This is a genomic window from Streptomyces melanogenes (genome assembly GCF_014649795.1).
Classification (GTDB): Bacteria; Actinomycetota; Actinomycetes; order Streptomycetales; family Streptomycetaceae; genus Streptomyces; species Streptomyces noboritoensis.
In genome coordinates, this window is sequence record NZ_BMTS01000006.1 from 343,834 (window position 1) to 369,134 (window position 25,301).

Consider the following 25,301-nt stretch of genomic DNA (forward strand, 5'->3'; position numbering starts at 1 on the left):
GTCCTTCTCCTGATTTTCGAGGGCCCGCGTCCACAGGCCTTGCGCAACCACTACACACAAAGTACTTTACGTGCAGTGGTTGATCGACCGACCACTCCCGAGCCAGAAGAGGCCAGCTTGCGCAAGCTTTCGTACTACATCGCCCTCACCATCGACGGCTTCATCGCCGCCCCGGACGGGTCGTACGACTTCTATCCCCTCAGTGACGAGCTCTTCGGTTTCATGGGCTCCGACTTCCCCGAGGCCCTGCCGACCCCCGCCCGCCGGGCCCTGGGCGTCGACGAGACGCCCAACCGGCGGTACGACACGGTGCTGATGGGCCGCGGGACGTACGAGCCCGGCCTCAAGGCGGGCATGACCAGCCCGTACGCCCATCTGCGCCAGATCGTCTTCTCGCGCGGCCTCGGCGAGTCCCCGGACCCGGCCGTCGAGATCGTCTCCGGCGACCCGGTCGCGTTCGTCCGCGAGCTCAAGCGGGAGGAGGGTGCCGACATCTACCTCTGCGGCGGCGCCGACCTCGCCGGGCAGCTCGTCGACGAGATCGACGAGCTCGTGATCAAGAGCTATCCGGTCGTGGCGGGCGCCGGAATCCCCTTGTTCCGGACCGAGTTCACGCCACGCTCCTTCGTGCCGACGGACAGCCGTTCCTTCGAAAACGGTACAGTCGTCACCACTTACGCAAGGAAGCGCTAACTCCCATTTCGGTCACGCCCTGTGACGAACGGCAGGCTGCGGCGCTAATCTCCCGCCCATGACCACACAGTCCTGGGCGGGCTGGTACCGAGACCGCCATGGATCCGAAGCGCTGACGATCACCGCCGACGGGACCCAACTGCACACCCGCATCAGGGGAGTCGACTTCGCCGGGGCCGGGTTCGACTCGCTCGGCCCGGTGCCCGGCATACCGACGGAGGGCTCGTTCGCGCTCGACGGCGGCACCCTGCGCGACTTCGTCCTGGAATGGGACATGCCGGTACCGGTCGCCTCCGCCGACGGCGCGGTCCACCACGCCACCCTGAGCTGCCTGCTCTCCCTCAAGCCGCCCGAGCCCGACCTGGGGCTCGCGCTGCACCTCGGGGGAGCGGTGTACGCGTCAGGGCGCGCCGAGGTCGACTTCGGGTCGGTGCTCGACGACATCCGCCGCCAACTCCCTTACGGGGCACAGCTCCAGCCGTCCGTCCTCGAAAGCATCTGACCCCCGAGCGGCCGTCACGTACCGAGACCAGGTAGGTGACGGCCGCTTCCTCTCTTTTTTCGCGTGACTGTCAGAAACCCGTCAAGAAGCGGTAGTTGAAGACCACCCGGCCACATTGTTCTACTACTGTGCGAACAATGAAGGTTTCGATGAACCGTGTCCGGTACCGCCTGGTGGCCGTAGCCGTGCTGCCGTTCCTGCTGGCGCTCGCCGTCGACCTGCTCCTCTTCGCCGCTCTGCGCGACCGGCTGCCGACGCGCCTGGCCACCCACTTCGACGGCGGCGGCACCGCCGACGGCTACGCGGACCGCGGCTCGTACGTGACGGTGAACATCGGCCTCGCGGTCGGCCTCGCCGCCGTCTGGGCGGTCATCGCGGCCACCGCCGACCTCGCGGTGCGCGGGGCCCGTTGGGTGGTCGGCGCGGGATACGCGGCCGCGGGCCTGACCGGCTATGTGATGGCGGCCGCGCTGTACGCGAACCTCGATGCCGTCGACGGCAGCGAGGTCCGGCTGCCGCTGTGGCAGCTCGTGGCGGGTCTCGCGGTGGCCGCGCTCGCCGCGGGCGCCGGGGCGCTGCTGCTGCGCCTCCTCGACCTGCCCTCGGCCGTGCCGCCGCCCGGTCCCGGCGCGGTCGAACGGCTCGACCTCGCGGAGGGCGAGGTGGCGGGCTGGGCCAGGCGCGCCCCGTCGCGGACGCTGTGCGCGGTCGGCGTGGCGCTGCTCGTCGTCGGCGGCGTGCTCACGTACGTGTACGGGTGGGGGCGCGCCGCCGCGCCGCTGGCGTGCGGGCTGCTGATCCTCGGCTGCTCCTGCCCGTACGTCACGGTGGACCGGCACGGGCTGACCGCCCGTCCGACGGTGCTGCCCTGGCCCCGGGTGCGGATACCGCTGGCGGACGTGGACCGGGCGGTGAGCCGGGAGGTGAAGGCGCTCGCGGAGTACGGTGGTTGGGGCTACCGGGTGCGCCCCGGACGCTCGGGGCTGATCCTGCGCTCGGGCGAGGCGATCGTGGTGCGGCGCGCGGGCGGGCGGGAGTTCGCCGTGACGGTGGCCGACTCCGCGACGGCCGCGGCCCTGCTCAACACGCTGGCCGAGCGCGCGGCGGTGCGCTGATGCTGTTCCGGGTGGACCCGGCGTCCCCGGTGGCGCTGGGCGACCAGATCGCCGCGTCGGTGCGCCGCGCCATCGCCGAGGGCACGGTGGAGCCGGGCGAGCGGCTGCCCGCCGCCCGCGTCCTCGCCGACTCGCTGGGCGTCAACGTCCACACGGTCCTGCGCGGCTACCAGCGGCTGCGCGAGGAGGGCCTGATCGAGCTGCGGCGGGGCCGGGGCGCGGTGGTGGTCGAGGCGACCTCGTCCCGTACCCGGGCCGGGCTGCTCGTGCGGGTGCGCGAACTGGTGGAGGAGGCAAGGCGGTTGGGCTTGACCGAGGACGAGCTGGTGGCCCTGGTCCGCACGAGCCTCCGTTGACGTATCAGTAGGTCTGGAGCTCCACCAGATTGCCGTCGGGGTCGTGCAGATGGGCGGCCCGCATGGTCGGCCCCCACTGCGGCCGGTCCTGCGCCGGGGCGACCACGGTGGCGCCGGCCGAGGTGCAGAGCTCGACCCCGGCGTCCAGCGCCTCGGGCCCGTCCACATGGATGACGACGGACGCGCCCACGGGCACGTTCTCCTCCCCGACGGCCGCGGCCATCGCGGCCCGCGAGAACAGCGCGAACGTCGTACGCCCCTCGCAGTCGTCCCAACTCGCGTACCCCGTCCCCTCGGTCCCGCGCGCCAGCGAGCATCCGCTCAGCTTGGGCAGCACGGCCGCGTAGAAGCGGAAGGTCGGCTCGTATCGCTCCACCAGGAGCCGGGTGTACGGAGGTTCAAGAGGTGCCATGGCCCCGAATTTACCCCGTCCGGTGGACCGAGGCGGAGGCGATTTCGCCGTTGCGGAGGGTGTACGTACCGGTGAAGGTGCGGGTGCTGCCGTCCCGTTGGCAGGCGTCGATGTCCACGGAGACGGTGCCGCCCTGAACGGACGCCAAAGCCCCTCCCCCTCCCCACCAGCACTCCTCGGTGGCGTCGCCTTACGAGGCGGCACTGCTCAGCGCGGCGAAGGCCTTTTCGTAGAGAGCGAGTTCACTCTGTTCTGTTACGTCCACGGAGGACGAGGATCACGGTGGCGTACGTCTCGGTCTGAAGGGTGCCCCAGATCATCGTGGGCACGTACGCCTTGCCCCGCCGCGTGTCCTGGTACCAGCGGACCACGTCGCCCTGGATCGCTTCCGTACCGGCGGAAAGCCGCTCCGTTCAGGGAGCCGAACTGGTCACCGCGCTCCCTCCCTCCCTCTGGCGTGTGCCGCCGGGGCGGCGTAGACGGGTGTTGCCGTACCGGTCGAGGATGGCGCGGGGCGTCGGATCTTGTAAGACCGGGAATCTCGGCTAGCCGCGAGCCTAGGCCTCGTCCAGGAGCACATGCAGCAGCCCCAGGTCCGACGAGAAAAGCCGACAGCACCCGGCTCCGCGCGGATGCCGGGTGCTGTCGGGTGGTGCTGCCGGAGCGGCGAAGGAGGCGTTACGCCTTCTTCGTCTCCCAGAAGATGCGGTCGATCTCGGCGATGAGTTCGAGCGCCTTCTCGCCGGTCTTCGGGTCCGTCGACGCCTTGGCGGCCGAGAGGGCCTTCAGGGTGTCGTTGACCAGCTGGTGGAGCTGGGGGTACTTCTCGAAGTGCGGGGGCTTGAAGTAGTCGCTCCAGAGCACCGAGACGTGGTGCTTCGCGAGCTCCGCGCGCTGCTCCTTGATGACCACGGCACGCGCACGGAAGTGCGGGTCCTCGTTGGCCTGGAACTTCTCCTGGACGGCCTTGACCGACTCGGCCTCGATACGGGCCTGGGCCGGGTCGTACACGCCGCAGGGCAGGTCGCAGTGGGCGCTGACCTTCACCTTGGGGGCAAACAGGCGGGAAAGCATTGAGCTGTCCTTCCTCGTGATCGTCTTCTCAGGTGGGACATTACTCGGTGAGAGAGCCGATTTCGCGAGTGCCCCCGGGGGCTTAGGACAAAAGTCCAGGGTCACCATGGGACTCGTGGCGGAACGTACCGTGGGAGTGGACCGGGTACCGGGAGGTGGGTGGCGGATGACGGATCAGGGGCGGGAGCCGAGGGTGCCGTTGGGGATCGCGGAGGTGACCGGGACCTCCATGGTGCCCACCCTGCTCCACGGGGATCAGCTGCTGGTGCACTACGGGAGCGAGCTGCGGGCGGGTGACGTCGCCGTGCTGCGGCATCCGCTCCAGCAGGACCTGCTCATCGTCAAGCGGCTGATCGAGCTGCGCGAGGGCGGGTGGTGGGTGCTCGGCGACAACCCCGACGACGAGGTCGTCGACAGCCGGGCCTTCGGGACCGTGCCGTGCGAGCTCGTGCTCGGGCGGGTGCGCGGCCGCTACCGGCCGCTCACCCCCGGGCGTCAGCGCTCGATCGCCGTGCTGCTGTCCTGGCTGGTCTCGGCCGTGCGGCCGGTGTTCGCCGACCGGTCGGTCTCCAGGCGCTTGCGCGCCCGGTAGGCGGCCACGTTCGCCCGGGTGGCGCACCGGTCCGAGCAGTAGCGCCGGGAGCGGTTGGTGGAGGTGTCGAGGTAGGCGTTGCGGCAGGGCGCTGCCTGGCACAGGCCCAGGCGGTCGACGCCGTACTCCGTGAGGTGGAAGGCCAGGCCCATCGACGCCAGCGCCGCGTAGCCCGCCGTCGCGTTCGAGGTGTGGTCGGCCAGGTGCATGTGCCACAGCGGGCTGCCGTCCTCGTCCCGGTGGTCGTGCCCGGAGATCTGCGGGCTGACCGGGAACTCCAGGAGGAGGGAGTTGAGCAGGTCCACCGCCTGGACCTCCTCGCCCGCGTCCGCCGCCTCGAAGACCGCCCGCAGCCGCGCCCGGACCGCCCGCAGGCGCGGCACGTCCGCCTCGGTCGCCCGCCGGGCCGTCGTCGACTCGGAGCCGAAGAGCTCGCGGATCACCTCGACCGTCGTCAGGGAGTCCTTGTTACGGGCCGGCTCCTCGGTGTTGACCAGGCGCACGGCGTAGTCCGAGTAATAGGCCAGTTCCACATGTAATCCTTACGGCGACAGTAGCGGCAGCAGTAACGGCTGTGCGCTGTCCGAGGGTATTACGTGAAGGGCCTCGACGGGGACGGAACCCCGCTACGCCGAAAGGGGCGGTACGGGCTCCTCGGCCCGTACCGCCCCTGTCCGTACTCCCGGCGCCCCGGCGCCTACAGCACCTTCGACAGGAACGACTTCGTCCGGTCGTGCTGCGGGTTGGTCAGGACGTCGCGCGGGTGGCCGGACTCGACCACCACACCGCCGTCCATGAAGACCAGCGAGTCGCCGACCTCGCGGGCGAAGCCCATCTCGTGGGTGACCACGATCATGGTCATGCCGTCCTCGGCCAGGCCCCGCATGACGTCCAGGACATCGCCGACCAGCTCCGGGTCGAGCGCGGAGGTCGGCTCGTCGAAGAGCATCAGCTTCGGCTCCATGGCCAGCGCACGGGCGATCGCCACGCGCTGCTGCTGGCCGCCGGAGAGCTGCGAGGGGTAGTTGCGCGCCTTGTCGGCCAGGCCGACCCGGTCGAGCAGCCGCTCCGCGCGCTCGCGCACCACCGCCTTGGACTCGCCCCTGACCTGGATCGGCGCCTCCATGACGTTCTCTATGGCCGTCATGTGCGGGAACAGGTTGAAGCGCTGGAAGACCATGCCGATGTCGCGGCGCTTGAGCGCGACCTCGCTGTCCTTCAGCTCGTAGAGCTTGTCGCCCTTCTGGCGGTAGCCGACGAGCTCGCCGTCCACGTAGAGGCGGCCGGCGTTGATCTTCTCCAGGTGGTTGATGCACCGCAGGAAGGTCGACTTGCCGGAGCCGGACGGGCCGATCAGGCAGAACACCTCGCCCTCGGCCACCTCCAGGTCGATGCCCTTGAGGACCTCGGTCGCGCCGAAGGACTTGTGCACGCCTTCGGACTTCACCATGGCGGTCATCGGGTCACCGCCTTGGGGGTACGACGGAACAGGGCCAGATTGGCCTTGAGCCGCTGGAACGGGGTGGGCGGGAGCGCACGGCTGGCGCCGCGGGCGTAGTAGCGCTCCAGGTAGTACTGGCCGATCGAGAAGACCGTGGTGAGGATCAGGTACCAGGCGGCCGCCAGGAACAGCATCTCCACCGCGGCGCCGGACGTCTGGCCGATGTCCTGCGCCTCGCGCAGCAGCTCGTAGAACTGCACCGCCGAGACCAGCGAGGTGGTCTTCAGCATGTTGATGACCTCGTTGCCCGTCGGCGGCACGATCACGCGCATCGCCTGCGGGATCACGATCCGGCGCAGCGTCTTGGAGTGGCTCATGCCGAGCGCGTGGGACGCCTCGGTCTGGCCCTCGTCGACCGCGAGCAGACCGGCCCGGCAGATCTCCGCCATGTACGCGGCCTCGTTGAGCCCGAGCCCGAGCAGCGCCGTGAGCAGCGGCGTCATGAACGAGGACCAGTAGTCCTTGTAGATCGGTCCGAGGTTGATGTACTCGAAGACCAGGCCCAGGTTGAACCAGACCATCAGCTGGACCAGGACCGGGGTGCCCCGGAAGAACCAGATGTAGAACCAGGCGATCGACGAGGTCACCGGGTTCTTCGACAGGCGCATCACGGCGAGCAGGATGCCGCCCACGATGCCGATCGCCATCGACAGGACGGTCAGCAGCAGGGTCTGGCCGACGCCGTGGAGGATCCGGTCGTCGAAGAAGTAGTCCGGGACCGCGCCCCAGTTGATCTTGCCCTGGCTGAACGCGTAGACGATCGCGACGAGCAGCCCGATCGCGATCACGGCGGAGACGTACCGGCCGTAGTGGCGGACCGGGATCGCCTTGATGCTCTCCGGAGCGGCGGGCGGCGGGGTGTCCGCCGGCTCCGTCTTGTTGACGTCAACAGTCACGGGTGTTGCCTTTCAGAAGCCTTCAGGCCCTCCGCCCGGGGACGGGGCGGAGCGCGCCTGGAGCGGGGAGGTTCAGACGCCGCCGTTGATCTTGGCTTCCTTCACGGCGCCGGCCTCGACGCCCCACTTCGCGATGACCTTGTCGTAGTCGCCGCTCTTGATGATCGCGTCGAGCGCCTCCTTGAGGGCGTCGCGCAGCTGGGTGTTGTCCTTGGAGACCGCGATGCCGTACGGAGCGGCCTCGACCTGCTCACCGACGATCTGGAAGTCGTTGCCGCCGCCCGAGGTCTTCACCGCGTACGCGGCGACCGGGAAGTCCGAGGAGCCGGCGTCGGCGCCGCCGGAGCGCAGTCGGGTCTGGGCCTGCTGGTCGGTGTCGAAGGCCTCGATCGCGATCTTGCCCTTGTCGCCGCACTTCTCGGACTGCGCCTTGGCGAGGTCCTCGGAGACCGTGCCGCGCTGCACCACGATCTTCTTGCCGCAGAGGTCCTCCCAGGTCTTGATGCCCTGGTCCTTGCCCTTCGGGGTGTAGATCGAGACACCGGCCGTGAAGTAGTCCACGAAGTCCGCGCCCTCGCCGACCTTCTTCTTGGTCTTCGAGTCGACGCCGTTCTGGCGGTCCTTGGTGTCCGTCATGGCCGACATGGCCATGTCGTACCGCTTCGCGCGCAGGCCGGTGACCAGCGTGTCGAAGGTGCCGTTCTCGAACTGGAACTTCACGCCCAGCTGCTTGCCCAGGGCGTCGGCGAGGTCCGGGTCGATACCGGCGGTCTTGCCGTCCTTGTCCTTGAATTCGACCGGGGCGTACGCGATGTCCGAGCCGACCTTGATGACGCCCTTGTCCTGAATGGCCTTGGGCAGCTTCGAGAAGAGCGGGGCCTTGCTGGTGGCGGCGGAGCTGGAGCCGCCGTCCTTGCTCTTGGTCTGGTCTCCGCAGCCGGTAAGGAGCAGGGCACCGGCGACCGCGATCGCGCCGACCGCGGCAATCCGGGACGAGGCGGCGGTCGTACGACGGGTGGTGCTTGCGGTCATGGTCGGGTTCCTCCGGCGGGTGATGGAGTGGCCAGTGAGTGAACAGTGGGCCGTGGTGCCCGTCCTTGGGCGACACGACCGTGTTGTGTCGGCATCTTGCCATTCGGACCTGCGGAATCAGGGGGGCGCGCATGTCAAAATCGGATAACGGGTCACCCCCCAACCCCAACGGGCCGGTACATCAAGGCCGGACCATGTGCGGGTTTTACCTTTACCGGCCGGAAAATCTGCGGTTCATCTCGCGTTGTGGACACGTTTCATGCCGCATAGCTCACTTGTCCCGACATGCCGCTATGAGTCGTGTCACCACGGCGTTCCGCAGTCGAAATGGACTACTCGGCGCCCCCCTCCGTCCGGTAAGAAGGATCCTTACACCCCTCATCCGGGGCTCAGGGCGCGTTGTGCGGCGTGCCCGCGCGTACGTACCTCCTCCTCGCGGGGCGGGCCAACCGCTCCTCGCGGGGAACGTGCGTGGTGCCCACCCACCCCTCCTCAACAAGGAGTGGCCACCCTCAACTGATGAAGACTTAAGGGGTCAAATCAAAATGGCAGCGGAGATCGTCAATCCTCGCAGCGACAGCAGTACCGACCAAGGCTCCTCGGAGGAGCCCTTCGATCCGGCCTTCGCCCTGCACCGGGGCGGCAAGATGGCCGTGCAGGCCACCGTGCCCATCCGGGACCGGGACGACCTGTCCCTGGCCTACACGCCGGGTGTGGCGAAGGTGTGCACCGCGATCGCGGAGAACCCCGACCTGGTCCACGACTACACCTGGAAGTCCCAGGTCGTCGCCGTGGTCACGGACGGCACGGCCGTGCTCGGACTGGGTGACATCGGCCCCGAGGCGTCCCTCCCCGTGATGGAGGGCAAGGCCATCCTCTTCAAGCAGTTCGGCGGGGTCGACGCGGTGCCCATCGCGCTCGCGACCACCGACACGGACGAGATCATCGAGACCGTGGTGCGCCTGGCGCCCTCCTTCGGCGGAGTGAACCTCGAGGACATCTCCGCGCCGCGCTGCTTCGAGATCGAGCGGCGCCTGCAGGAGGCCCTGGACATCCCGGTCTTCCACGACGACCAGCACGGCACCGCCGTGGTCACCCTCGCGGCGCTGCGCAACGCGGCGAAGCTCACCGGGCGCACGCTCGGCGAGCTGCGCGGCGTGATCTCCGGCGCGGGCGCGGCCGGCGTGGCCATCGCCAAGTTCCTCCTGGAGGCGGGGCTGGGCGACGTGGCGGTCGCCGACCGCAAGGGCATCGTCAGCCGGGACCGCCAGGACCTGACCGACGTCAAGCGCGAGCTCGCGGAGATCACCAACAAGGCGGGCCTGACCGGCTCCCTGGAGACCGCCCTGGCCGGCGCGGACGTCTTCATCGGCGTCTCCGGCGGTACGGTCCCCGAGCCCGCGGTGGCCTCGATGGCGCCCGGCGCGTTCGTGTTCGCCATGGCCAACCCGAACCCGGAGGTCCACCCGGACATCGCGCACAAGTACGCGTCGGTGGTCGCCACGGGCCGTTCGGACTACCCGAACCAGATCAACAACGTGCTGGCGTTCCCGGGCATCTTCGCGGGCGCCCTCCAGGTCCGGGCCTCCCGGATCACGGAGGGGATGAAGATCGCGGCGGCCAACGCGCTGGCCGACGTCGTCGGCGACCAACTGGCCGCGGACTACGTCATCCCGTCCCCGTTCGACGAGCGGGTCGCCCCGGCCGTCACGGCGGCGGTCGCCGCCGCGGCGCGGGCGGAGGGCGTGGCGCGCCGGTAGCGCCTGCGGTCAGGACGTTCCGTACGGGACGCGGCTCACACCTCGATGAGGTTCCGCCGCGTCCCGTACGCGTTCTAGGGTCAGGGCCATGTTCGCCGCCTATGCCGCACGCATCGACCGTGACCAGCCGCTCTCCGGTCTGGAGTTGGGGGAGCGGCCAGCGCCCGGGGTACGCCCGGGCTGGTCGCTCATCGACGTCCGGGCGGCCTCGCTCAACCACCACGACCTGTGGTCGCTGCGCGGGGTCGGCCTCGGCGAGGACAAGCTGCCGATGATCCTGGGCTGCGACGCGGCCGGGATCGACCAGGACGGCAACGAGGTCGTCCTGCACTCCGTGATCGGCCAGACGGGTCACGGCGTGGGTCCCGGCGAGAGCCGCTCCATCCTCACCGAGAAGTACCAGGGCACCTTCGCCGAGCAGGTCGCCGTGCCGACCTGGAACGTGCTGCCCAAGCCCAAGGAGCTCAGCTTCGCGGAGGCCGCCTGCCTGCCGACCGCCTGGCTCACCGCGTACCGGATGCTCTTCACCAACGCGGGCGTACGGCCCGGCGACTCCGTCCTCGTGCAGGGCGCGGGCGGCGGGGTCGCGACCGCCGCGATCGTGCTCGGCAAGGCCGCCGGGCTGCGGGTCTTCGCGACCAGCCGCGACGAGGCCAAGCGGAAGCGGGCGGTCGAGCTGGGCGCCCTGGAGGCGTACGAGCCGGGCGCGCGGCTGCCGCAGCGGGTGGACGCGGTGATCGAGACCGTCGGCGCGGCCACCTGGTCGCACTCGGTCAAGTCGCTCAAGCCCGGCGGCACGCTGGTCATCTCCGGCGCCACCAGTGGCGACCGGCCCGCGCACGCCGAGCTCACCCGGATCTTCTTCCTGGAGCTGAAGGTGGTCGGCTCGACCATGGGCACCAAGGAGGAGCTGGAGGACCTGCTCGCGTTCTGCGCGGCGACGGGCGTACGGCCGGTCATCGACGAGGTCCTGCCGCTCGACCGGGCCCGCGAGGGCTTCGAGAAGCTGGAGTCGGGCGACGTCTTCGGGAAGATCGTGCTGACGACGTCTTGATGAGCATGACTCAACGCTGATCTGATCTCCCGCACGCTGTTCGACTACGTGCCGGAGGATGCCCCATGCGTACGAACAAGTTCCTCGCAGCGATCGGTTGTTGTGCGGTTCTGGTGGCGGGTGCGGGCGTACCCGCCGCCCATGCCCGGGAGGCGGGTGTCATCCCCCGGCTCACCGACGAGCAGGGGCGGGCGCTCACGCTCCGGGGCTGGAACGTGGAGGACAAGGCGCACCGGGGCGACCAGGCGCTCTCCGCGATCACCGAGCGGACCTTCCGGGACCTGCGGGCGAACGGCTTCGGCTTCGCCCGGCTGCTGGTCTTCTGGGACGACCTGGAGCCGGTGCGGGGGCAGTACAGCCAGGCGTACCTCCGTAAGGTCCAACGGGTCCTGGACTGGGCGCACCGGTACGACGTCCGGGTGGTGATCGACGCCCACCAGGACGTCTTCGGCCCGGCGTTCGGGCACCGGGGCATACCCGAGTGGGCGACGCGGACGGACGGGCTGCCGTTCACCCCGCACCCGGACGACTGGTTCTCCGAGTACTACGAGCCCGCCGTGCAGCGGGCGTTCACGCATCTGTACGGGGATGAGGACCTGCGGAAGGCGCAGGCCGCGATGTGGCAGGTGCTGGCGCGGCGGTTCACGCACCACCCGGCGGTCCTCGGCTACGACCTGATCAACGAGCCGATGGGCGAGTTCCGGGAGGGCGAGGACCCGGCGACGGCGGCGCGCCGGATCGAGGCCGAGCAGCTCACGCCGATGTACAACCGCCTGGCCCGGTCGGTGCGTTCGGCGGACCGGCGGCACTGGGTCTTCGTGGAGCCCACCCCGGCGGTGGGCGAGGGCGTGCCGACCGGCCTGGGCAAGATCAAGGATCCGAGGGCGGTGTACGCGCCGCACTTCTACAACACCGCGATGGAGGCGGGCGCGGACTACGACCCCTCGGCGGGCTGGATCGAGTCGTACGAGTCCGCCGTGACGGCCTATCCGAAGAAGTACGGGGTGCCGGTGGTGGTGGGCGAGTGGGGCCCGCTCAACAGCGAACTCCCGCACATGGCCCGGTTCTACACCGACGCGCTCGCCTCGCTGGCGCGCTACACCTCCGGCTGGGCGGGCTATGTGTGGTGCTACGGGGGCGGCTACTGCGCGGCCGACGCGGGAGGCGCGCTGCGCGGCAACAAGGCGCTGACCGCGACGCCGTACGCGCGGGCGGTGGCGGGGCGGGTGCGGTCGGAGTCGTACGACCCGTCTACGCGGACGTACCGCCTTGTGTACGTGGCGGGGCGCGGCGCGACGGAGCTGTCGGTGCCGTCGGCGGCGCGGGGGTGGCGGGTCCGGGTCGCGGGGCCGGGCTCGGTCCGGGGCTTGTCGGTGCGGGCGGTGGCGGGGGCGACGGTCACTGTGACGGTGGCGCCCCGCGCCTGACGCCTCCGTATTAGCCCCGGTGTACGAGGATGAAGTCCCCGTACGGATGCGAGCCCGGGCGGCCGTCGGTCTCGGCGAGCGCGCGGCGCAGGGTGTGCAGATGCGCGGCGGTGAGCTGGAGCGGCGGCTCGTCCGGCTGGTAGGTGGTGCCCCGGGGATAGTCCTCGTCCGGGGTGGTCGTCATCTCGATGTGGCAGCCGAGGACGTGGGTGACGGGGCGGGTGGCGCAGAAGTCGATCAGCCGGTCGGCGGTTTCGGCGTACGCGGTGGCGTCGTCGACGTACAGCCGCCCCGGGTAGAGCGAGTCGCCGGTCAGCAGGGTCTGGGTGTGCCGGTCGTAGAAGACGACGGCGGCGGGGTGGTGGCCGGGGCCGGGGATCAGGTCGAGGACGCGGCCGCCGAGGTCGAGCTCGACGGGCTTGTGCGGCCAGTCCGTGAACCCGAAGTGCCGGACCACGTCGTCGAGTCCGGGTGGGACGACGGTGGTGTCGGGGCGGTCCGCGAACTGTCCGTCGGCGGCGATGTGGTCGCCGTGGCCGTGGGTGTGGGTGACGAGCAGTTCGTACGGCTTGTCGGTGGTGCGGGGGTTGTGGGCCAGCCACTCGTCGATCAGGCGGTCGACGGTCTCGCGGAGCGGGAAGTGGGCCGGGTCCGGGCTGGCGCCGGTGTCCAGGAGGAGGGCGCGTTCGTTCCCGAAGAGGAGGAAGAGGAAGGGGGCCTCGAAGTGGACGGACTTGTTCTGGCGGAGGAGGACGGTGTGGGGGGTGGCGTGGTGGATCTGGATCTCGGGGGCGGGGTCGTGTTTGGGGGAGGGGTGGCCGGAGTGCCAGTGGGTGGGCAGGGTGGGGGTGTCGGGGGCGCCTCGGAAGTCGATCACGGGGTTAGTGTGCCCCCACCCCGCCCGTTCCCTGAAGCCCTTTGGCGGGCGCCGGGTGGGGGTTGAGGTCCGCTTCCCGGGGGCTACGCCCCCGGACCCCGTTGCGGGGCCTGCGGCCCCTGCACCCCGCTGGGGTGGGTGGGCCAGCCCGTTCGTCTGCGGATCGTGCTGGGTTGCTCGCGCAGTTCCCCGCGCCCCTAAGGGGCGCATCTTAGGGGCGCGGGGAACTGCGCGAGCAACCCGCCACCGGGCCGCAGGTGAACACGGCTAAGCCGATCCGCCCCGCAGGATCGCTCCGATGTGTGTCGCCGCCGTCGACAAGTGGTGGCGGGTTTCTCGGAGTTGGGACTCCGTCACCCCGTGGTCGCGGGCCGCGTCGCGGATGTCGTCGCGGAAGCGGTCCAGGAGGCGGTCCAGGTCGCGGGCCGGGTTGCCGGTGGCCGGGTCGTCGGCCCAGGCGGGCGGTGGCGTGGGCTCCTTCGCCGCGGGACGGGTGAAGCGGCCGAGCTCCTTCGTGATCTCGGCCAGACCCTCCCGTACGCCCGTAGGCCAGTCGCCCCGCGCGAAGTGGTCCTGCACCTGCTCCGCCACCCGCTGCATCTGCTCGCGCGCGCTGTCCTGGGCCTCCTTCGCCTGGCGGCGGGCCTGCTGGGCGTCCTCGCGGGCCCGGCGCGACTCGTCCTTCGCGCGGCGCGCCTGCTCCTTCCACTCCTGCTTGGCGCGCTTGAACTCCTCCTTGGCCTGCTGCCAGGACTCGCCGTCACCGTTGGTTCCGGCCCGCGCCTCGCGCGCCTGGCGGCGCACGTCGTCGCGCAGGTCGCCCGCCGCGCCCCGGACGTCCGCGCGGATCTCGGCCGCGAGCTCGGAGACCGACTCGCGGATCTCCAGCTCCAGGTCGGCCAGCTCGCCGCTGCGGCCCGCGAGTTCGGCGCGGCCCGCGTCGGTGATCGCGTACACCTTGCGGCCGCCCTCGGTGGTGTGGGTGACCAGGCCCTCCGCCTCCAGCTTGGCGAGCCGGGGGTAGACCGTGCCGGCGCTCGGCGCGTACAGCCCCTGGAAGCGCTCCTCCAGGAGGCGGATCACCTCGTACCCGTGGCGCGGGGCCTCGTCGAGCAGCTTGAGGAGGTAGAGCCGCAGACGGCCGTGGGCGAAGACGGGGGGCATCTCAGAGCACCTTCTTGGTCGAGGGAGCGGCCGGCTCCGCCGGGTCGTGCGACTCGGGGCGGCGCAGCAGCGCGAGCGAGCCGGAGACCGTGGTCGCCCGCAGCGTGCCCCGGCCCGCCCCCAGCGTCCCGGTGATCCGCTTCGCGCCCCACTGGCCGGTGACCCGCAGGTCGTCGAAGGCGTTGGAGACCGCGCCGCTGGTGGTGTTCGCCTCGACCCTGGCGTCCGCCGCCGGGTGCTCCAGGCGGATCGCGATCTCGCCGGAGACCGTGGTCAACTGGACGTCTGCGGGCTTCCCGGACGGGTCCAGGTCGAGCACCATGTCGCCGCTCACCGACTCCGCCCGTACGGACGTGGCCGCGCCCTCGATCACCGTCAGATCGCCGGAGACGGACTGGAAGCGGAGGTCGCCGGTGACGGCCTGGGCCTCCACGTTCCCGGAGACGGTCTCCGCGCGGACCGAGCCGGACAGGCCGACGAGGGTGGTGTCGCCGGTGACGCCGCGTACGTCCGTACGCCCCCGGATCCCGGAGACCACGGCGGTCGCGCCGACCACGCCGACCTCGACGGCGCAGGCGGACGGCACGGTGAGCGAGACGACCGCGCTGCGGCGCCAGCCCTTGCGGTCGAACCACTTGAGGAAGCCCTTCCAGGGCAGGTCCTCGTAGGCCACCGTGAGCGTTCCGCCCTGCTGGGTGACGATCAGCGGCGGTCCGTCGAGGGCGGCCACCTCCAGGCGCGCGGAACCTTCCTCGGTCCCCACGACGTTCACCGTTCCGTTGACGATCCGCACGTTGAGCGCGGTCACCGGAGCGTCGAAGGTGAGTGTGCGCGGCTCCTCAACGGTCCACGTCGACTCGGCCATGGCTCTGCCCTCCCTGGGCGGGTCATACGCAACATATCGCGTCTGCTTGATAGACACGATATATCGCGGATGGGGGAAGTCAAGGAGGCGTCCTGGAATGGGGGACGGTGGGTGGAAACGGGTGAATTGCCCTAGCGTATGGATCATGTCCAGCGTCTCTGGTGCCGCCTCCGCTTCCGCCCCCGGAGCCCTGCTGCTGTGCCGGGCCGAGCCCGCGGCCGTGCGGCCCGCCGCGCATCTGCTGCGCGAGCGGATGCTGCTCGCTGCGGCGGGGGACGGGTGGAGCGTGCTGGTCCCGGCGACGAAGCCGTGGCGGGGTGGCGCCGACCCGGTCGACCAGGTGCTCGCCGGGTGGGCCTCCGCGCTCGCCGTCGGGGCGAGCTGGCCCGTGGTGGCGCTGTGGTGGGACGGGGACCGTGCCGGGTACACGCTGGCGTCCGGGTTCCGGCGCACGGTCGGCTATGTGTGGCTGGCCGACGGGACGGCGGCGGGGGAGGACGAGGCGATGCGTACGTTCGCGGCGCGGCTCGGTCTCGATCCGGTGCTCGACCTGGAGGAGCTCGACCGGCTCACCCGGCCCGATCCGGCGGCCGACGCGCGGGCCCGGCTGCTCGGCCTCACCGCCGTGCTCGCCCGGGCGGGCGTCGCGCTGCCGGCCGGGCTGTCACCCGGTGAGCCCGCGGACCGGCTGCGAGCGGTCGCGGCCGCGACGGGGGCGGAGCCGGTGGAGTGGTCGGGCTGGCGGGACGCGGTCCGTGCGGAGCTCGACGTGGTGGAGGGCGGGGTGCTGGGGCCGTGGCTGGTGGGGCCTCGGGCGCGGGTGCTGGGGGGTGTGCAGGTGGCGGTGGGGCTCCCGGTGGCGGCGCGGGGGCTTGCCCGTCGCAACGGCGGCTGGACGGCTGCCGGGGTCGTGCTGCTCGCCCATGGGGCGCTGGGGCTGGTGTACGACCGGGTGCGCGGGCGGGACTGAGCGCGGGTTCGGCTGCGGGCCGGTGGTCCGTGTGCCCACCCTCCCCCAAGCTCTCGGCTTCGCTCGAGCAGGGTGGACCCCCAGCCCTGCGGAACGCCTGCCCACAACGAACGGCACGACGTTCCGCGAGGGCCGACCGTGGCCGGGCTGCGCCTCAGCCCCGCCTACTCGTCCTCGTCCTCGTCGTCCAAGCGGGCCAGCCACGTGGCCAGGCGTTCTACCGGGACCTCGAAGTCGGGGTTCAGGTCGACGAACGTGCGCAGCTGGTCGGCAAGCCACTCGAAGGTGACCTCCTCCTCGCCGCGTCGCTTCGCCAGCTCCTCGATGCCGCGGTCGGTGAAGTACACAACGTGCTCCTGGGGTGCTCCGGATGTTCCCCTCCAGGGTATCGGGCGCGGTGAAGGGGTCCCGTGCAACCGTTCGGCGGATTACCCTCGTCATCTCAAGTCAGGGGAATATGCGACTGGTTGAGGGGGCGGCCATGGCGCAGGCACGGGAGATCGAGTTGCCGGGCGGGGCCGTGGTGCTCGCCCGGGTGTCCACCGCCGGGGGGTACGCGGCGGACGACGACGACGTCGGGGTGATCGAGAAGGCCGTCGCCAAGGTGGAGCGGCTCGGTGAGCTGATCGAAGGCGTCGGCCGGTCCGTGCTCGACGCGGCCGCCGCCGTGCGGCCCGACGAGGCGAGCGTCAGCTTCGGCATCGAGCTGTCCGCCAAGGCGGGGGCGGCCGTGGCGATCCTCGCGGACGGCGAGGCCAAGGCGTCCCTCCAGGTCACGCTGACCTGGCGGCTGGCGGACCAGCCGTCGGCCACGCCCGTCGCGCCCCCGGCCCCCGGCGGCTCGCCCGATGCCTGAGTACGCCCACGACCCCTTCATCGACGATCTGGCGCGCTCGGCCACCGTCCACCTGCTCCCGGCCGGTGGCGGCACGATGTGGGGCAGCGGTTTCTTCGTCGCCCCCGGCTGGGTGCTGACCTGCGCGCACGTCCTGCGGCCGCATCTGGCCCGGGACCGGGAGAAGGTCTTCCACGTCGGCAGCGACCGGCTCGGCGACCCGCTGCCCGCCCGGCTCGCGGCCTGGCTGGTCGACGACGACCTGCGCGACGACATCCCCGTCGAACAGGACCTCGCGCTCGTCCGGCTCCTCGACGACGACGTGGAGCACGAGTGCGTCTGGCTCAGCGACTGCGCCGAGCCGCCCGCCGCGAGCGGCGCCGTGGTCTACGGATTCAAGCCCGAGGGGTGCCCGGAGCGCTGGCACAGCGCCATCGACATCCGTACGTACGACGGGAGTTACGGGCTCCGGTTCAGCGAGGTCGAGTTCCCCAAAGGGGTCTCCGGCGGGCCGGTGCTCGATCCGCAGACCGGCGCCGTGGTCGCCGTGATGAAGTCCCGCCGGATCGAGCGCGACGGCGGCCGGGCCATCGCGCTCCCGGCGCTGCGCCGGTTCGGCGACCTCTACCGGACCGTGCTCGCCGAGCACGACCGGTGGCACGGCGGCGAGCCCAGGCTCAGCGGCTACAACACCTGGGTCGACCGGCAGCAGAACCTCCCCGCGGCCGGGCTGCACCACACGCCCGAGCAGTGGAGCCCGTACGACCGGCGCACCGCCCTGAACCTGCTCGCCGCCGTGCCCGGGCCCGGCGGGGTGCCGCCGGTCGCCAAGCTGGCGCGCAAGGCGCGCGGCGGGATCGCCCCGCCGGGCAGCCTGCCCGACCCGCGCACCTGGCGGGACGGCCACGGCCTGCTCTACGAGGCGCACCGCCCGATGCCCGCCATCGCCTTCCTGCACTACCTCAAGCTCGTCGTCGAGTACGAGCGCGGGCGCGGCGGCGACCCGGCGCGGCTGGACGCCTGGGTGAACGAGCGGCTGCGCGGGGTCCCGCCGGTGGTGCACACCGTGGTCACCGAGGCGCGGCTGCCCGAGGGGCTGCTGCCGGTGCTGGGGCCGGGCGCGCCCGAGGAGATCCTGACCGTACTGCCCTATCCCACCGTCGAGCGCGGCGGCGCCGTCGTCACCGTGGAGCTGGAGCCGCTCTCCGACGCGCCGGACCGGTTCTACTGGCGCATCCGGGTGCACGACGGCGACCGGGAGGGCTCCAGACCCGTGGCCGAGGAGTGCAGCGGCGAGGGGGTGGCCCCCGGCGAGCTGATCCGGCGGCTGCGGCGGCCGCTGAGCACCGCGTTCCAGAGCGTCGACACCGACGACTGCCCCGCGCCCCTCGAAGTCGCCCTGCCCGCCGACCACTTCGACACCGCCGTGCACCGCTGGCAGCTCACCGAGATCGGGCGCCTGTACCGGTCGCCCTACCTCGGGGTGCAGCGCCGGGTGGTGCTGCGCGACCTCGACCGGCGCGGCGAGGTCGACCCCGAGTGGCGCGAGCGCTGGGACGGCCTGATGGCCGCCGAGGAGCTGGCCGCGGTGCCCGCGCCGCTCCCGGGGAAGGCGCCCCGGCTGCGCCACTTCACCGAGCTGGAGCCGGGCGCGGTGCCGGTGCTGTGCCGGCCCGCCGGGCGCGGGGTGGGCGGCGCGGCCATGCGCAACGCCCTGGAGGCCGGCCACGGAGTGGCGCTCTGGCACACCGACGGCCACCCCGAACACGGCTGCCACGATTTCTGCGTGGCCCTGCGCGCGGGGGCGGCCGATCTGCTCGGGCAGGCGAAGGACCCCACTGAACTCCCGGACCGGCTGCGCCGTATCAGGGAGGAGATCAGCGATTCCAAGGATGCCCAGCACTGGGCGGAGGGTGTGGCGATGCTCTACGACGACCCGGGACGGCCGCTGCCGGACTACGAGCGGGTGGACGCCCCGTGACCCGGCCCTCTGCCGCCACGCCGTGCGCCGCCGTGCGCCCGGTCAAGCGCCGCTGTGACCGGGTGTGCGTCCGCTCGCCCAGGTCCTGTCCGGAAAACGCATTTCGGCGGGCCGGGAGTGGGTACCTTCCGACTGGACCTCGACTCGCAACGAGACTCGCAGCGACACGTGGCGCAACGACACGTGGTCAACAAGTGGTGCCCCGCCGACCGTCGACGAGGAGCGAGCGATGGACGACTGGCTGATCTACCGAGGCTTCGGGGCACCGGATCCGGAGCGGATCCGTGCGCTGCCCCCGCCGCCGCGCTGGCGCACCTTCGGCGGCGAGCCGCGCCCGTACACGGTGCCGGACATCGACATCGCCTCCAAGCGCCGGCTCGGCGACCGCGTCTCCGAGCTGTCCGCGCACGACGCCGAGACCCTCCAGCTGATCAACGCCGCGCTGTATCTGCGCCGCCCGCTGCTGATCACCGGGGAGCCCGGCTCCGGGAAGTCGACCCTGGCGCACTCCATCGCGTACGAACTGGGCCTCGGCCGGGTCCTGCAGTGGCCCATCATCAGCCGCACCGAGCTCAAGGACGGGCTCTACACGTACGATGCCATCGGGCGGCTGCACGACGCGCAGCTCGCCGACGGCCAGGCCGACGACATCGGCCGCTACATCCGGCTCGGCCCCCTCGGCACCGCGCTGCTGCCCGCCACCCGGCCGCGCGTGCTGCTCATCGACGAGCTCGACAAGAGCGACATCGACCTGCCCAACGACCTGCTGAACGTGCTGGAGGAGGGCGAGTTCCCGCTGCCCGAGCTGGAGCGGATCGCCGACCGGCCGGGCCGCGACGTGGTGGAGGTCCTCACCGACGACGGCCAGCGGGTCGCCGTGCCGAACGGCAAGATCAGCTGCCAGGCCTTCCCGGTCACCGTCCTGACCAGCAACGGGGAGCGCGACTTCCCGGCGCCGCTGCTGCGCCGCTGCATCCATCTGCACCTGGAGCCGCCGCGCGAGGAGCGCCTCGCGGCCTTCGTGCAGGCGCACTTCGGACCCGGCGCCGACGAGCGCAACGTCGATCTGCTCAGCCGGTTCACCCGCGACGACGGCGACGGCGAACTGCGCCCCACCGACCAGCTCCTGAACGCCATCTTCCTCACCCAGCAGGTGACCGAGGAGGGGCCGGAGCGGCGCGAGGAGATAGCCGAGCTGCTGCTGCGGCCGCTGGACACCAGGCAGCGGTGACCCCGATGACCGCAGCCGGGGGCCCGCGCCCCACCGAGAGCGCCGTGAGCTCCACGCTCACGGCACTGGTGGCGCGCCTCCGGGAGGCGGAGATCCAGCCGACCGCCCAGGAGCTGGCGGACGCGCTGTGGCTGGCGGGCTTCGCCGGTCCGCTCACCCGGCCCCGGCCGCAGGTCCCGGACGGGGTGCGGCCCATCGCCTCCGGCCCCGGCGTCAAGCCGCCGGACCCCGTCGACGCGGGCCCCGCGCCCGCCGAGCGCGTCCCCGAGCAGGGCGCCTCCGGCGGGCCCGCGGTCCGTCCGTACGAGGGCCGGGCCGATCTGTTCACCCCCGGGCCCGGCCCCGGAACCGGCCCGGGCGGCGAGGCCGGCGGCTTACCGGGCGGCTCCGACGGGGTGCGGGTGGCCGCGCCCGCCGCCGCGACCCTGCCCGAACCCCTCGCCCTGCAACGGGCGTTGCGCCCGCTCCAGCACTACCGGCCGCCCGCCCGCACCACCGGCAGCCGCCTCGACGAGCAGGCCACCGCCGACCGGGCGGCCGACACCGGCCTGATCCTCCCGGTGCTCAAGCCCGACCGGCGCCGCCAGGCCCGGCTCGCCCTGCTGATGGACGTGTCCTCCTCGACCGTGGTGTGGGAGCAGACCTTCGACGAGCTGCGCCAGGTCTGCGAGCGGGCCGGGGCCTTCCGCGAGGTGCAGCTGCACTATCTGCACGAGGGCGTGGACGGCGGGCCGCGCGTCGGCACCACAGTGACCCCCGGCGGGCACCTCGCCGACCCGTCCCAGTTCTGGGACCCGGCCGGACGCCAGCTGACCCTGCTGCTCAGCGACTGCGCGGGCCCCATGTGGCGCAGCGGGCAGCTGCACCGGCTGCTGTACGGCTGGGCGCGCACCGCCCCGCTCGCCGTGGTCCAGCCGCTGCCGCAGCGCATGTGGCGCTCCACCCACCTGCCCACCCGGCAAGGCGTGCTGCGGCGCCGTGAAGGCCCGGCCGGGCGGCTGGAGTTCCGGCCGCGCAGGCCCGAGCGCGGCCGCGACGCCCGGGGGATCCCGGTGCCGGTGCTCGCCCTGCGGCAGTCCTCGTTCGGCGCCTGGGCGCGGCTGGTGAGCGGCTCCACCGAGCAGACCATGGAGGCGGCGGTCGGCCGGGTCCGCGCCGACCAGGCCCCGGCGGCCGGCAGCGCCCGCGCCGAGCGGACGCTCACGGCCGCCGAGCGGGTCGCCGCGTTCCGCGCCACCGCCTCGCCCGACGCGGCCCAGCTCGCCGCCTGTCTGTCGGCGGCGCCGCTGGTGCTGCCGGTGATGCAGCTGGTCCAGCGGGCGATGCTGGTCGACAGCGGGCCCGAGGTGCTGGCCGAGGTGCTGCTCAGCGGGCTGATGCGGGTCGCCGACGAGGAGGGCGGCGGCGGCCGGGACGTGCTGCCCGGCTACGCCTTCCTGGACGGGGTGCGCGAGGAGCTGCTCGAACACCTCGGCGCCGGGAGCGCGATCCTCGTGCTCAAGCACTGCTCCGAGTACGTGGAGCGGCGCTACGGGCGGACCGTGCGCAACTTTCCCGCGCTTGCCGCTGCCGTCCTTGCCGGGTCGGTCGACCCCGGGGGCAGCGCGCCCGCCGGGCCGTCGGACGACTCCCGGCTGCGGGTCTTCGCCCGGGTCTCGGCGCAGGTGCTGCGGCGCTTCGGCCGGCCCGACCAGTTCGTCCAGCCGGGCGGCGCCGACGGCCCGGGCCCGCGCGAGCTGTCCGAGCGCGCCCGCGACTGCCTGGACCGGTTCGGCGCGTACGGCACGGTCCGCGACCTCGACATGGGCGTCCAGCTGCTCGGCGCCGCCGTGCGGGGCGAGCGGCGGGCTGCCGAACGGGCTTATCTGTACGGTGAGTTGGCGAAGGCGCTGCTGTTGCGCTGGGAGCTGCGGCGGCTCGGCGAGGACCTGGGCGAGGCCCTGGCCGCCGTGGAGAACGCGCTGCCGCACGAGCGCCGGGCCCATCTGACCCTCGCCCGGATCCTGGAGGCGATGGCGGACGAGGCGGAGTCGGGCCGGGCGGGCGCGGACGAGGCGTGGTGGCTGACGGCGAAGGCCCGGGTGCGGGCGGAGTCCGGCGGCGAGGGGGAGAGCGCGGAAGGGGCGGGCGGGGCGGCGGTGCTGGTCGAGCGCTCGGCCCACGAGGTCGCCCTGGAGTTCCTCAACCGCGCCCACAACAGCCTCGCCCTGATCGGCGGGATCCCCCCGGCCTCCGCCACCCAGCGCGCCGACTGGCGGGCCGCCTCGCTGGCCCGGGTCCGGGTGCTGCGCCGGCTCGCCGAGCTGGAGCCGGAGTGGACGGGCGGCTGCCTGGACACCGCGGTCCAGGTCACCGACGCGCTCCTGAAGGAGGCCCGCGCCGCCGACGTCCTGCTGCTGCGCGGCTCGCTGCTGCTCGCCCTCGCCCGCCACGCGGCCGCGAGCCCCGGCGAGGAGGCGCTGCTCACCGCCCGCTCCTACGCCGACCGCGCGGCCAGGGACCTGTACGCCGGGTTCGAGACGCCCGCGCCGGGCGTCCTGACCGACGCCGAGGTCAGCCGGGCCTGGCTGGACGTGGCCGACGCCGTGGAGCTCTCCCAGGCCGAGACCGACGACGCCACCCGGCTGACCGTCCTCCAGGCCCTCGACCAGGCCCGCCGCTACGCCGGCCCCGACCGCGAGGCCCAGGCCGTGTGCCTGCTGCGGATGGCGAAGGTGCTGCGCGAGCGGTACGAGTCGACCCGCAGCCGCACCCACCTCGACTCGGCGGTGGTGGCCTGGTCGGAGGCGCTGGAGCTGATGGACCCGGACGACCCGCGCCGCGCCGCCGCCTTCACCGAGCTCGGCGACGCGCTCACCGCGCGGGCCCGGGCGAAGGAGTCCGTCGACGACGCCCGGGGCGCGGTGCGCGCGCTGCGCCGGGCGCTCGACGAGACCTCCGAGTCCGCCCCCGAACTCGCCCGCCGCCGCTATCTGCTGGGCGCCGCCCACGTCCAGCGCTTCCACGCCGAACAGGTCCTCCCCGACCTGCACGAGGCGCACTGGATACTGGGCGCGGCGGCCAGGGCCACCGACCGCAGCGCGGTCCTCGCCCGGATCTGGCTGCTGCGCGCCGAGGTGCTGCGGCTGCTGTCGGAGCGCACCGGCTCACCGGCCCGGCTCGGCGAGGCGGCCGACCACGCGCTGCGGGCCGCGGAGGAGAGCAGGGCGGCCGGGGAGCCGCTGACGGAGGCGAGGGCGCGCCAGCTGCGGGCGCTGCTGCTGGAGCGGACGGCGGGCCCGGCCCGGGCACGGGAGGAGCACCTTGAGGTACTGCGGATCCTTTCGGACGCGGCAGCGGCGGGACGGTCGGACGCCGAGGCGGAGGCCCTGAGCCGGGCGGCGACCGACCGGCTCGACGACGAGCTGGGAGCGTCGTGACGGCGACCGCGACGGACGGGGCGACGGCGCTGCCGGACCCCGCGGCCTTACCGGACCTGCGCCCGCTGGCGGCCCGCTCCCCGCACGAGTGCGCCCACCCCGTGCTCGCCGCGGTCCTCGCCGACCTGTGCCACCGGCCCGGTGCCCAGGGGCGCGCCGGGGCGTACTTCAGCGACGCGCCCGCGACGGAGCCGGCGGACGCGGTGGGGGCCTACTTCGCGGACACGCCCTCGGCCCGCCCCGGCGACCCGCGCCAGGGAGACGTGCCGTGACCACCGCCGAGGAGCCCCGCTGGCCGCACCGCGAACTCGACCCGGACGCCGTGCGGGCCGTCCCGCTGCGCCAGTTCGTCCTGAAGGTGCACAGCCGGTGCAACCTCGCCTGCGACTACTGCTACATCTACCGCGGCCAGGACGCGAGTTGGCGCGAGCGCCCGGCCCGGGTGCCCGAGACGACCGTGCGCCGCACCGCCCGCCGCATCGCCGAACACGCCGCCGCCCACCGGCTCCCCGCGCTCCGCATCGACCTGCACGGCGGCGAGCCGCTGCTCGGCGGGGCCGGTCCCGTCGTGGCGTACGCGGCCGAGGTGCGCCGGGCCGTGCGCGAGGCCGTCCGGGGTGTGGTGCCCGGCGGCTGCGAGGTCACCGCGACCGTGCAGACCAACGGCACCCTGCTGACCCCGCGCACCCTGGACCGGCTCGCCGCCGCCCGCGTCCGGGTCGGGCTCAGCCTGGACGGGGGCGCGGCCCGGCTCAACACCCGCCGCACCGACCGCCGGGGCCGCCCCTCCTGGCCCGCCGTCGCCGCGGCCGCACGGCTGCTCGCCCGGCGCCCCGCCGCGTACGCGGGGATCCTGTGCACGGTCGACCTCGCCGCCGACCCCGAGGACGTCTACCGCTCGCTGCTCGCGCTCGGCCCGCCCGGCATCGACCTGCTGCTGCCGCACGGCAACTGGGCGGCGCCGCCGCCCGGGATCGCCCCGGCCCCGGTGCCGGGGCGGCGCGCGCGCCCCACCCCGTACGGGGACTGGCTGGTGCGGGTCTTCGACCTGTGGTGGGACGACGACCGGATGCGCACCGGGGTGCGGCTCTTCCAGGAGATCGTGGCGCTGCTCCTCGGCGTGCCGAGCTCCGTCGAGTCGGTGGGGCTCTCCCCGATGGTGGCGGTGGTGGTGGAGACGGACGGTGCGATCGAGCAGACGGGCGCGCTGCGCTCGGCGTACGAGGGCGCCTCCGCGACCGGGCTCGACGTCTTCCGCCACTCCTTCGACCGGGCGCTGCGCCATCCCGGCGTCGCCGCCCGCCAGTTGGGGGTTGCGGGGCTTTCGCGGGACTGTGTGGAGTGCCCGGTGCGGGAGGTGTGCGGGGGCGGCAACTACGCCCACCGGTACGCCCCGTACAGCGGATTCCTCCACCCCAGCGTGTACTGCGCCGACCTGGAGCGGCTGATCCGCCACATCGCGGCCCGGCTGGCGGACGCCGACGGGCCGCAGCGGGGCCGCCCGTGACCGTCAACTCCTGCTCATCGACATCTTTCTGACGCACA

At 72.7% G+C, this 25,301-nt stretch carries 26 protein-coding genes; 15 read left to right on the forward strand and 11 right to left on the reverse strand.

The genetic code is table 11. From position 1 onward, the window contains the following. Window positions 1-117 precede the first annotated feature (117 nt). From IE252_RS16200 to IE252_RS16215, 4 genes are all read left to right on the forward strand, one after another. Window positions 118-693: a dihydrofolate reductase family protein gene (locus IE252_RS16200; RefSeq protein WP_190090084.1), complete on the forward strand. Its 576-nt coding sequence runs from the start codon at window positions 118-120 to the stop codon at window positions 691-693. Window positions 694-751: 58 nt separating this feature from the next. Then, the gene (locus tag IE252_RS16205) at window positions 752-1,195 is read left to right on the forward strand and encodes a DUF6304 family protein (RefSeq protein WP_190090085.1); all 444 of its coding nucleotides are present in this window, start codon (window positions 752-754) and stop codon (window positions 1,193-1,195) included. Between the two features lie 149 nt (window positions 1,196-1,344). Next, window positions 1,345-2,310 (forward strand): DUF1648 domain-containing protein, encoded by a 966-nt coding sequence (locus IE252_RS16210; RefSeq protein WP_190090086.1) that lies wholly within the window; start codon window positions 1,345-1,347, stop codon window positions 2,308-2,310. Then, on the forward strand, window positions 2,310-2,666 hold the full coding sequence (locus tag IE252_RS16215; protein ID WP_190090087.1) for a GntR family transcriptional regulator: 357 nt from the start codon (window positions 2,310-2,312) through the stop codon (window positions 2,664-2,666). Before IE252_RS16210 ends, IE252_RS16215 begins: the two co-directional genes overlap by 1 nt. Before the next feature lie 4 nt (window positions 2,667-2,670). Here IE252_RS16215 and IE252_RS16220 read toward each other — a convergent pair whose 3' ends face one another. The 3 genes from IE252_RS16220 to sodN form a co-directional block, all read right to left on the reverse strand. Next, window positions 2,671-3,078: a VOC family protein gene (locus IE252_RS16220; protein ID WP_190090088.1), complete on the reverse strand. Its 408-nt coding sequence runs from the start codon at window positions 3,076-3,078 to the stop codon at window positions 2,671-2,673. A gap of 10 nt (window positions 3,079-3,088) precedes the next feature. After that, window positions 3,089-3,226 carry a hypothetical protein gene (locus tag IE252_RS16225; protein ID WP_190090089.1) on the reverse strand — a complete coding sequence of 46 codons (138 nt, stop codon included), beginning with the start codon at window positions 3,224-3,226 and terminating at the stop codon, window positions 3,089-3,091. Between the two features lie 530 nt (window positions 3,227-3,756). Further along, window positions 3,757-4,152 carry a superoxide dismutase, Ni gene (gene sodN / locus IE252_RS16230; protein WP_067163856.1) on the reverse strand — a complete coding sequence of 132 codons (396 nt, stop codon included), beginning with the start codon at window positions 4,150-4,152 and terminating at the stop codon, window positions 3,757-3,759. A 166-nt stretch (window positions 4,153-4,318) separates the two neighbouring features. Here sodN and sodX point away from each other — a divergent pair, with 166 nt between their 5' ends. Further along, complete coding sequence (gene sodX, locus IE252_RS16235) at window positions 4,319-4,744, forward strand: nickel-type superoxide dismutase maturation protease (protein WP_190090090.1); 426 nt, start codon at window positions 4,319-4,321, stop codon at window positions 4,742-4,744. On the opposite strand, the gene IE252_RS16240 is transcribed toward sodX, so the two are convergent. The 4 genes from IE252_RS16240 to IE252_RS16255 form a co-directional block, all read right to left on the reverse strand. Further along, the gene (locus IE252_RS16240) at window positions 4,648-5,277 is read right to left on the reverse strand and encodes a CGNR zinc finger domain-containing protein (protein ID WP_190090091.1); all 630 of its coding nucleotides are present in this window, start codon (window positions 5,275-5,277) and stop codon (window positions 4,648-4,650) included. The genes sodX and IE252_RS16240 overlap by 97 nt on opposite strands. A 164-nt stretch (window positions 5,278-5,441) precedes the next feature. Continuing rightward, a complete protein-coding gene (locus tag IE252_RS16245) occupies window positions 5,442-6,203 on the reverse strand; it encodes an amino acid ABC transporter ATP-binding protein (RefSeq protein ID WP_308434540.1) in 762 nt (253 codons plus the stop codon). After that, entirely contained in the window at window positions 6,200-7,141 is a 942-nt protein-coding gene (locus tag IE252_RS16250; RefSeq protein ID WP_190090092.1) for an amino acid ABC transporter permease, read from the reverse strand. The genes IE252_RS16245 and IE252_RS16250 overlap by 4 nt, the downstream gene beginning before the upstream one ends. 72 nt (window positions 7,142-7,213) lie before the next feature. After that, window positions 7,214-8,173: an ABC transporter substrate-binding protein gene (locus IE252_RS16255; protein ID WP_190090093.1), complete on the reverse strand. Its 960-nt coding sequence runs from the start codon at window positions 8,171-8,173 to the stop codon at window positions 7,214-7,216. Between the two features lie 545 nt (window positions 8,174-8,718). On the opposite strand from IE252_RS16255, the gene IE252_RS16260 reads away from it, so the two are divergent. The 3 genes from IE252_RS16260 (at window position 8,719) to IE252_RS16270 (ending at window position 12,414) form a co-directional block, all read left to right on the forward strand. After that, window positions 8,719-9,933 carry an NAD(P)-dependent malic enzyme gene (locus tag IE252_RS16260; RefSeq protein ID WP_190090094.1) on the forward strand — a complete coding sequence of 405 codons (1,215 nt, stop codon included), beginning with the start codon at window positions 8,719-8,721 and terminating at the stop codon, window positions 9,931-9,933. A gap of 88 nt (window positions 9,934-10,021) precedes the next feature. After that, window positions 10,022-10,987, forward strand: a complete 966-nt coding sequence (locus IE252_RS16265) for a zinc-binding dehydrogenase (protein ID WP_190090095.1) — start codon at window positions 10,022-10,024, stop codon at window positions 10,985-10,987. Window positions 10,988-11,052: 65 nt separating this feature from the next. Further along, window positions 11,053-12,414, forward strand: a complete 1,362-nt coding sequence (locus IE252_RS16270) for a cellulase family glycosylhydrolase (RefSeq protein WP_190090096.1) — start codon at window positions 11,053-11,055, stop codon at window positions 12,412-12,414. 10 nt (window positions 12,415-12,424) lie between these two features. Here IE252_RS16270 and IE252_RS16275 read toward each other — a convergent pair whose 3' ends face one another. The 3 genes from IE252_RS16275 to IE252_RS16285 form a co-directional block, all read right to left on the reverse strand. Next, window positions 12,425-13,291, reverse strand: a complete 867-nt coding sequence (locus tag IE252_RS16275) for an MBL fold metallo-hydrolase (RefSeq protein ID WP_190090097.1) — start codon at window positions 13,289-13,291, stop codon at window positions 12,425-12,427. Between the two features lie 267 nt (window positions 13,292-13,558). Next, window positions 13,559-14,455 carry a PadR family transcriptional regulator gene (locus tag IE252_RS16280; RefSeq protein WP_190090098.1) on the reverse strand — a complete coding sequence of 299 codons (897 nt, stop codon included), beginning with the start codon at window positions 14,453-14,455 and terminating at the stop codon, window positions 13,559-13,561. Between the two features lies 1 nt (window position 14,456). Further along, window positions 14,457-15,320 (reverse strand): DUF4097 family beta strand repeat-containing protein, encoded by an 864-nt coding sequence (locus IE252_RS16285; protein ID WP_190090099.1) that lies wholly within the window; start codon window positions 15,318-15,320, stop codon window positions 14,457-14,459. 145 nt (window positions 15,321-15,465) lie between these two features. On the opposite strand from IE252_RS16285, the gene IE252_RS16290 reads away from it, so the two are divergent. Further along, window positions 15,466-16,290, forward strand: coding sequence for a hypothetical protein (locus tag IE252_RS16290; RefSeq protein WP_190090100.1), 825 nt, complete (start codon window positions 15,466-15,468; stop codon window positions 16,288-16,290). Between the two features lie 164 nt (window positions 16,291-16,454). Here IE252_RS16290 and IE252_RS16295 read toward each other — a convergent pair whose 3' ends face one another. After that, window positions 16,455-16,637 (reverse strand): DUF6104 family protein, encoded by a 183-nt coding sequence (locus tag IE252_RS16295; RefSeq protein WP_101390066.1) that lies wholly within the window; start codon window positions 16,635-16,637, stop codon window positions 16,455-16,457. Between the two features lie 134 nt (window positions 16,638-16,771). On the opposite strand from IE252_RS16295, the gene IE252_RS16300 reads away from it, so the two are divergent. From IE252_RS16300 to IE252_RS16325, 6 genes are all read left to right on the forward strand, one after another. Beyond that, window positions 16,772-17,146, forward strand: coding sequence for a CU044_2847 family protein (locus IE252_RS16300; RefSeq protein ID WP_190090101.1), 375 nt, complete (start codon window positions 16,772-16,774; stop codon window positions 17,144-17,146). Next, on the forward strand, window positions 17,139-19,106 hold the full coding sequence (locus tag IE252_RS16305) for a VMAP-C domain-containing protein (protein WP_190090102.1): 1,968 nt from the start codon (window positions 17,139-17,141) through the stop codon (window positions 19,104-19,106). Before IE252_RS16300 ends, IE252_RS16305 begins: the two co-directional genes overlap by 8 nt. A 229-nt stretch (window positions 19,107-19,335) precedes the next feature. Then, on the forward strand, window positions 19,336-20,337 hold the full coding sequence (locus tag IE252_RS16310) for an AAA family ATPase (RefSeq protein WP_190090103.1): 1,002 nt from the start codon (window positions 19,336-19,338) through the stop codon (window positions 20,335-20,337). A 5-nt stretch (window positions 20,338-20,342) separates the two neighbouring features. Further along, entirely contained in the window at window positions 20,343-23,756 is a 3,414-nt protein-coding gene (locus IE252_RS16315) for an SAV_2336 N-terminal domain-related protein (RefSeq protein WP_190090104.1), read from the forward strand. After that, window positions 23,753-24,028, forward strand: coding sequence for a hypothetical protein (locus tag IE252_RS16320; RefSeq protein ID WP_190090105.1), 276 nt, complete (start codon window positions 23,753-23,755; stop codon window positions 24,026-24,028). The genes IE252_RS16315 and IE252_RS16320 overlap by 4 nt, the downstream gene beginning before the upstream one ends. Continuing rightward, a complete protein-coding gene (locus IE252_RS16325; RefSeq protein WP_373298557.1) occupies window positions 24,025-25,263 on the forward strand; it encodes an FxsB family cyclophane-forming radical SAM/SPASM peptide maturase in 1,239 nt (412 codons plus the stop codon). The genes IE252_RS16320 and IE252_RS16325 overlap by 4 nt, the downstream gene beginning before the upstream one ends. Window positions 25,264-25,301: the final 38 nt, after the last annotated feature.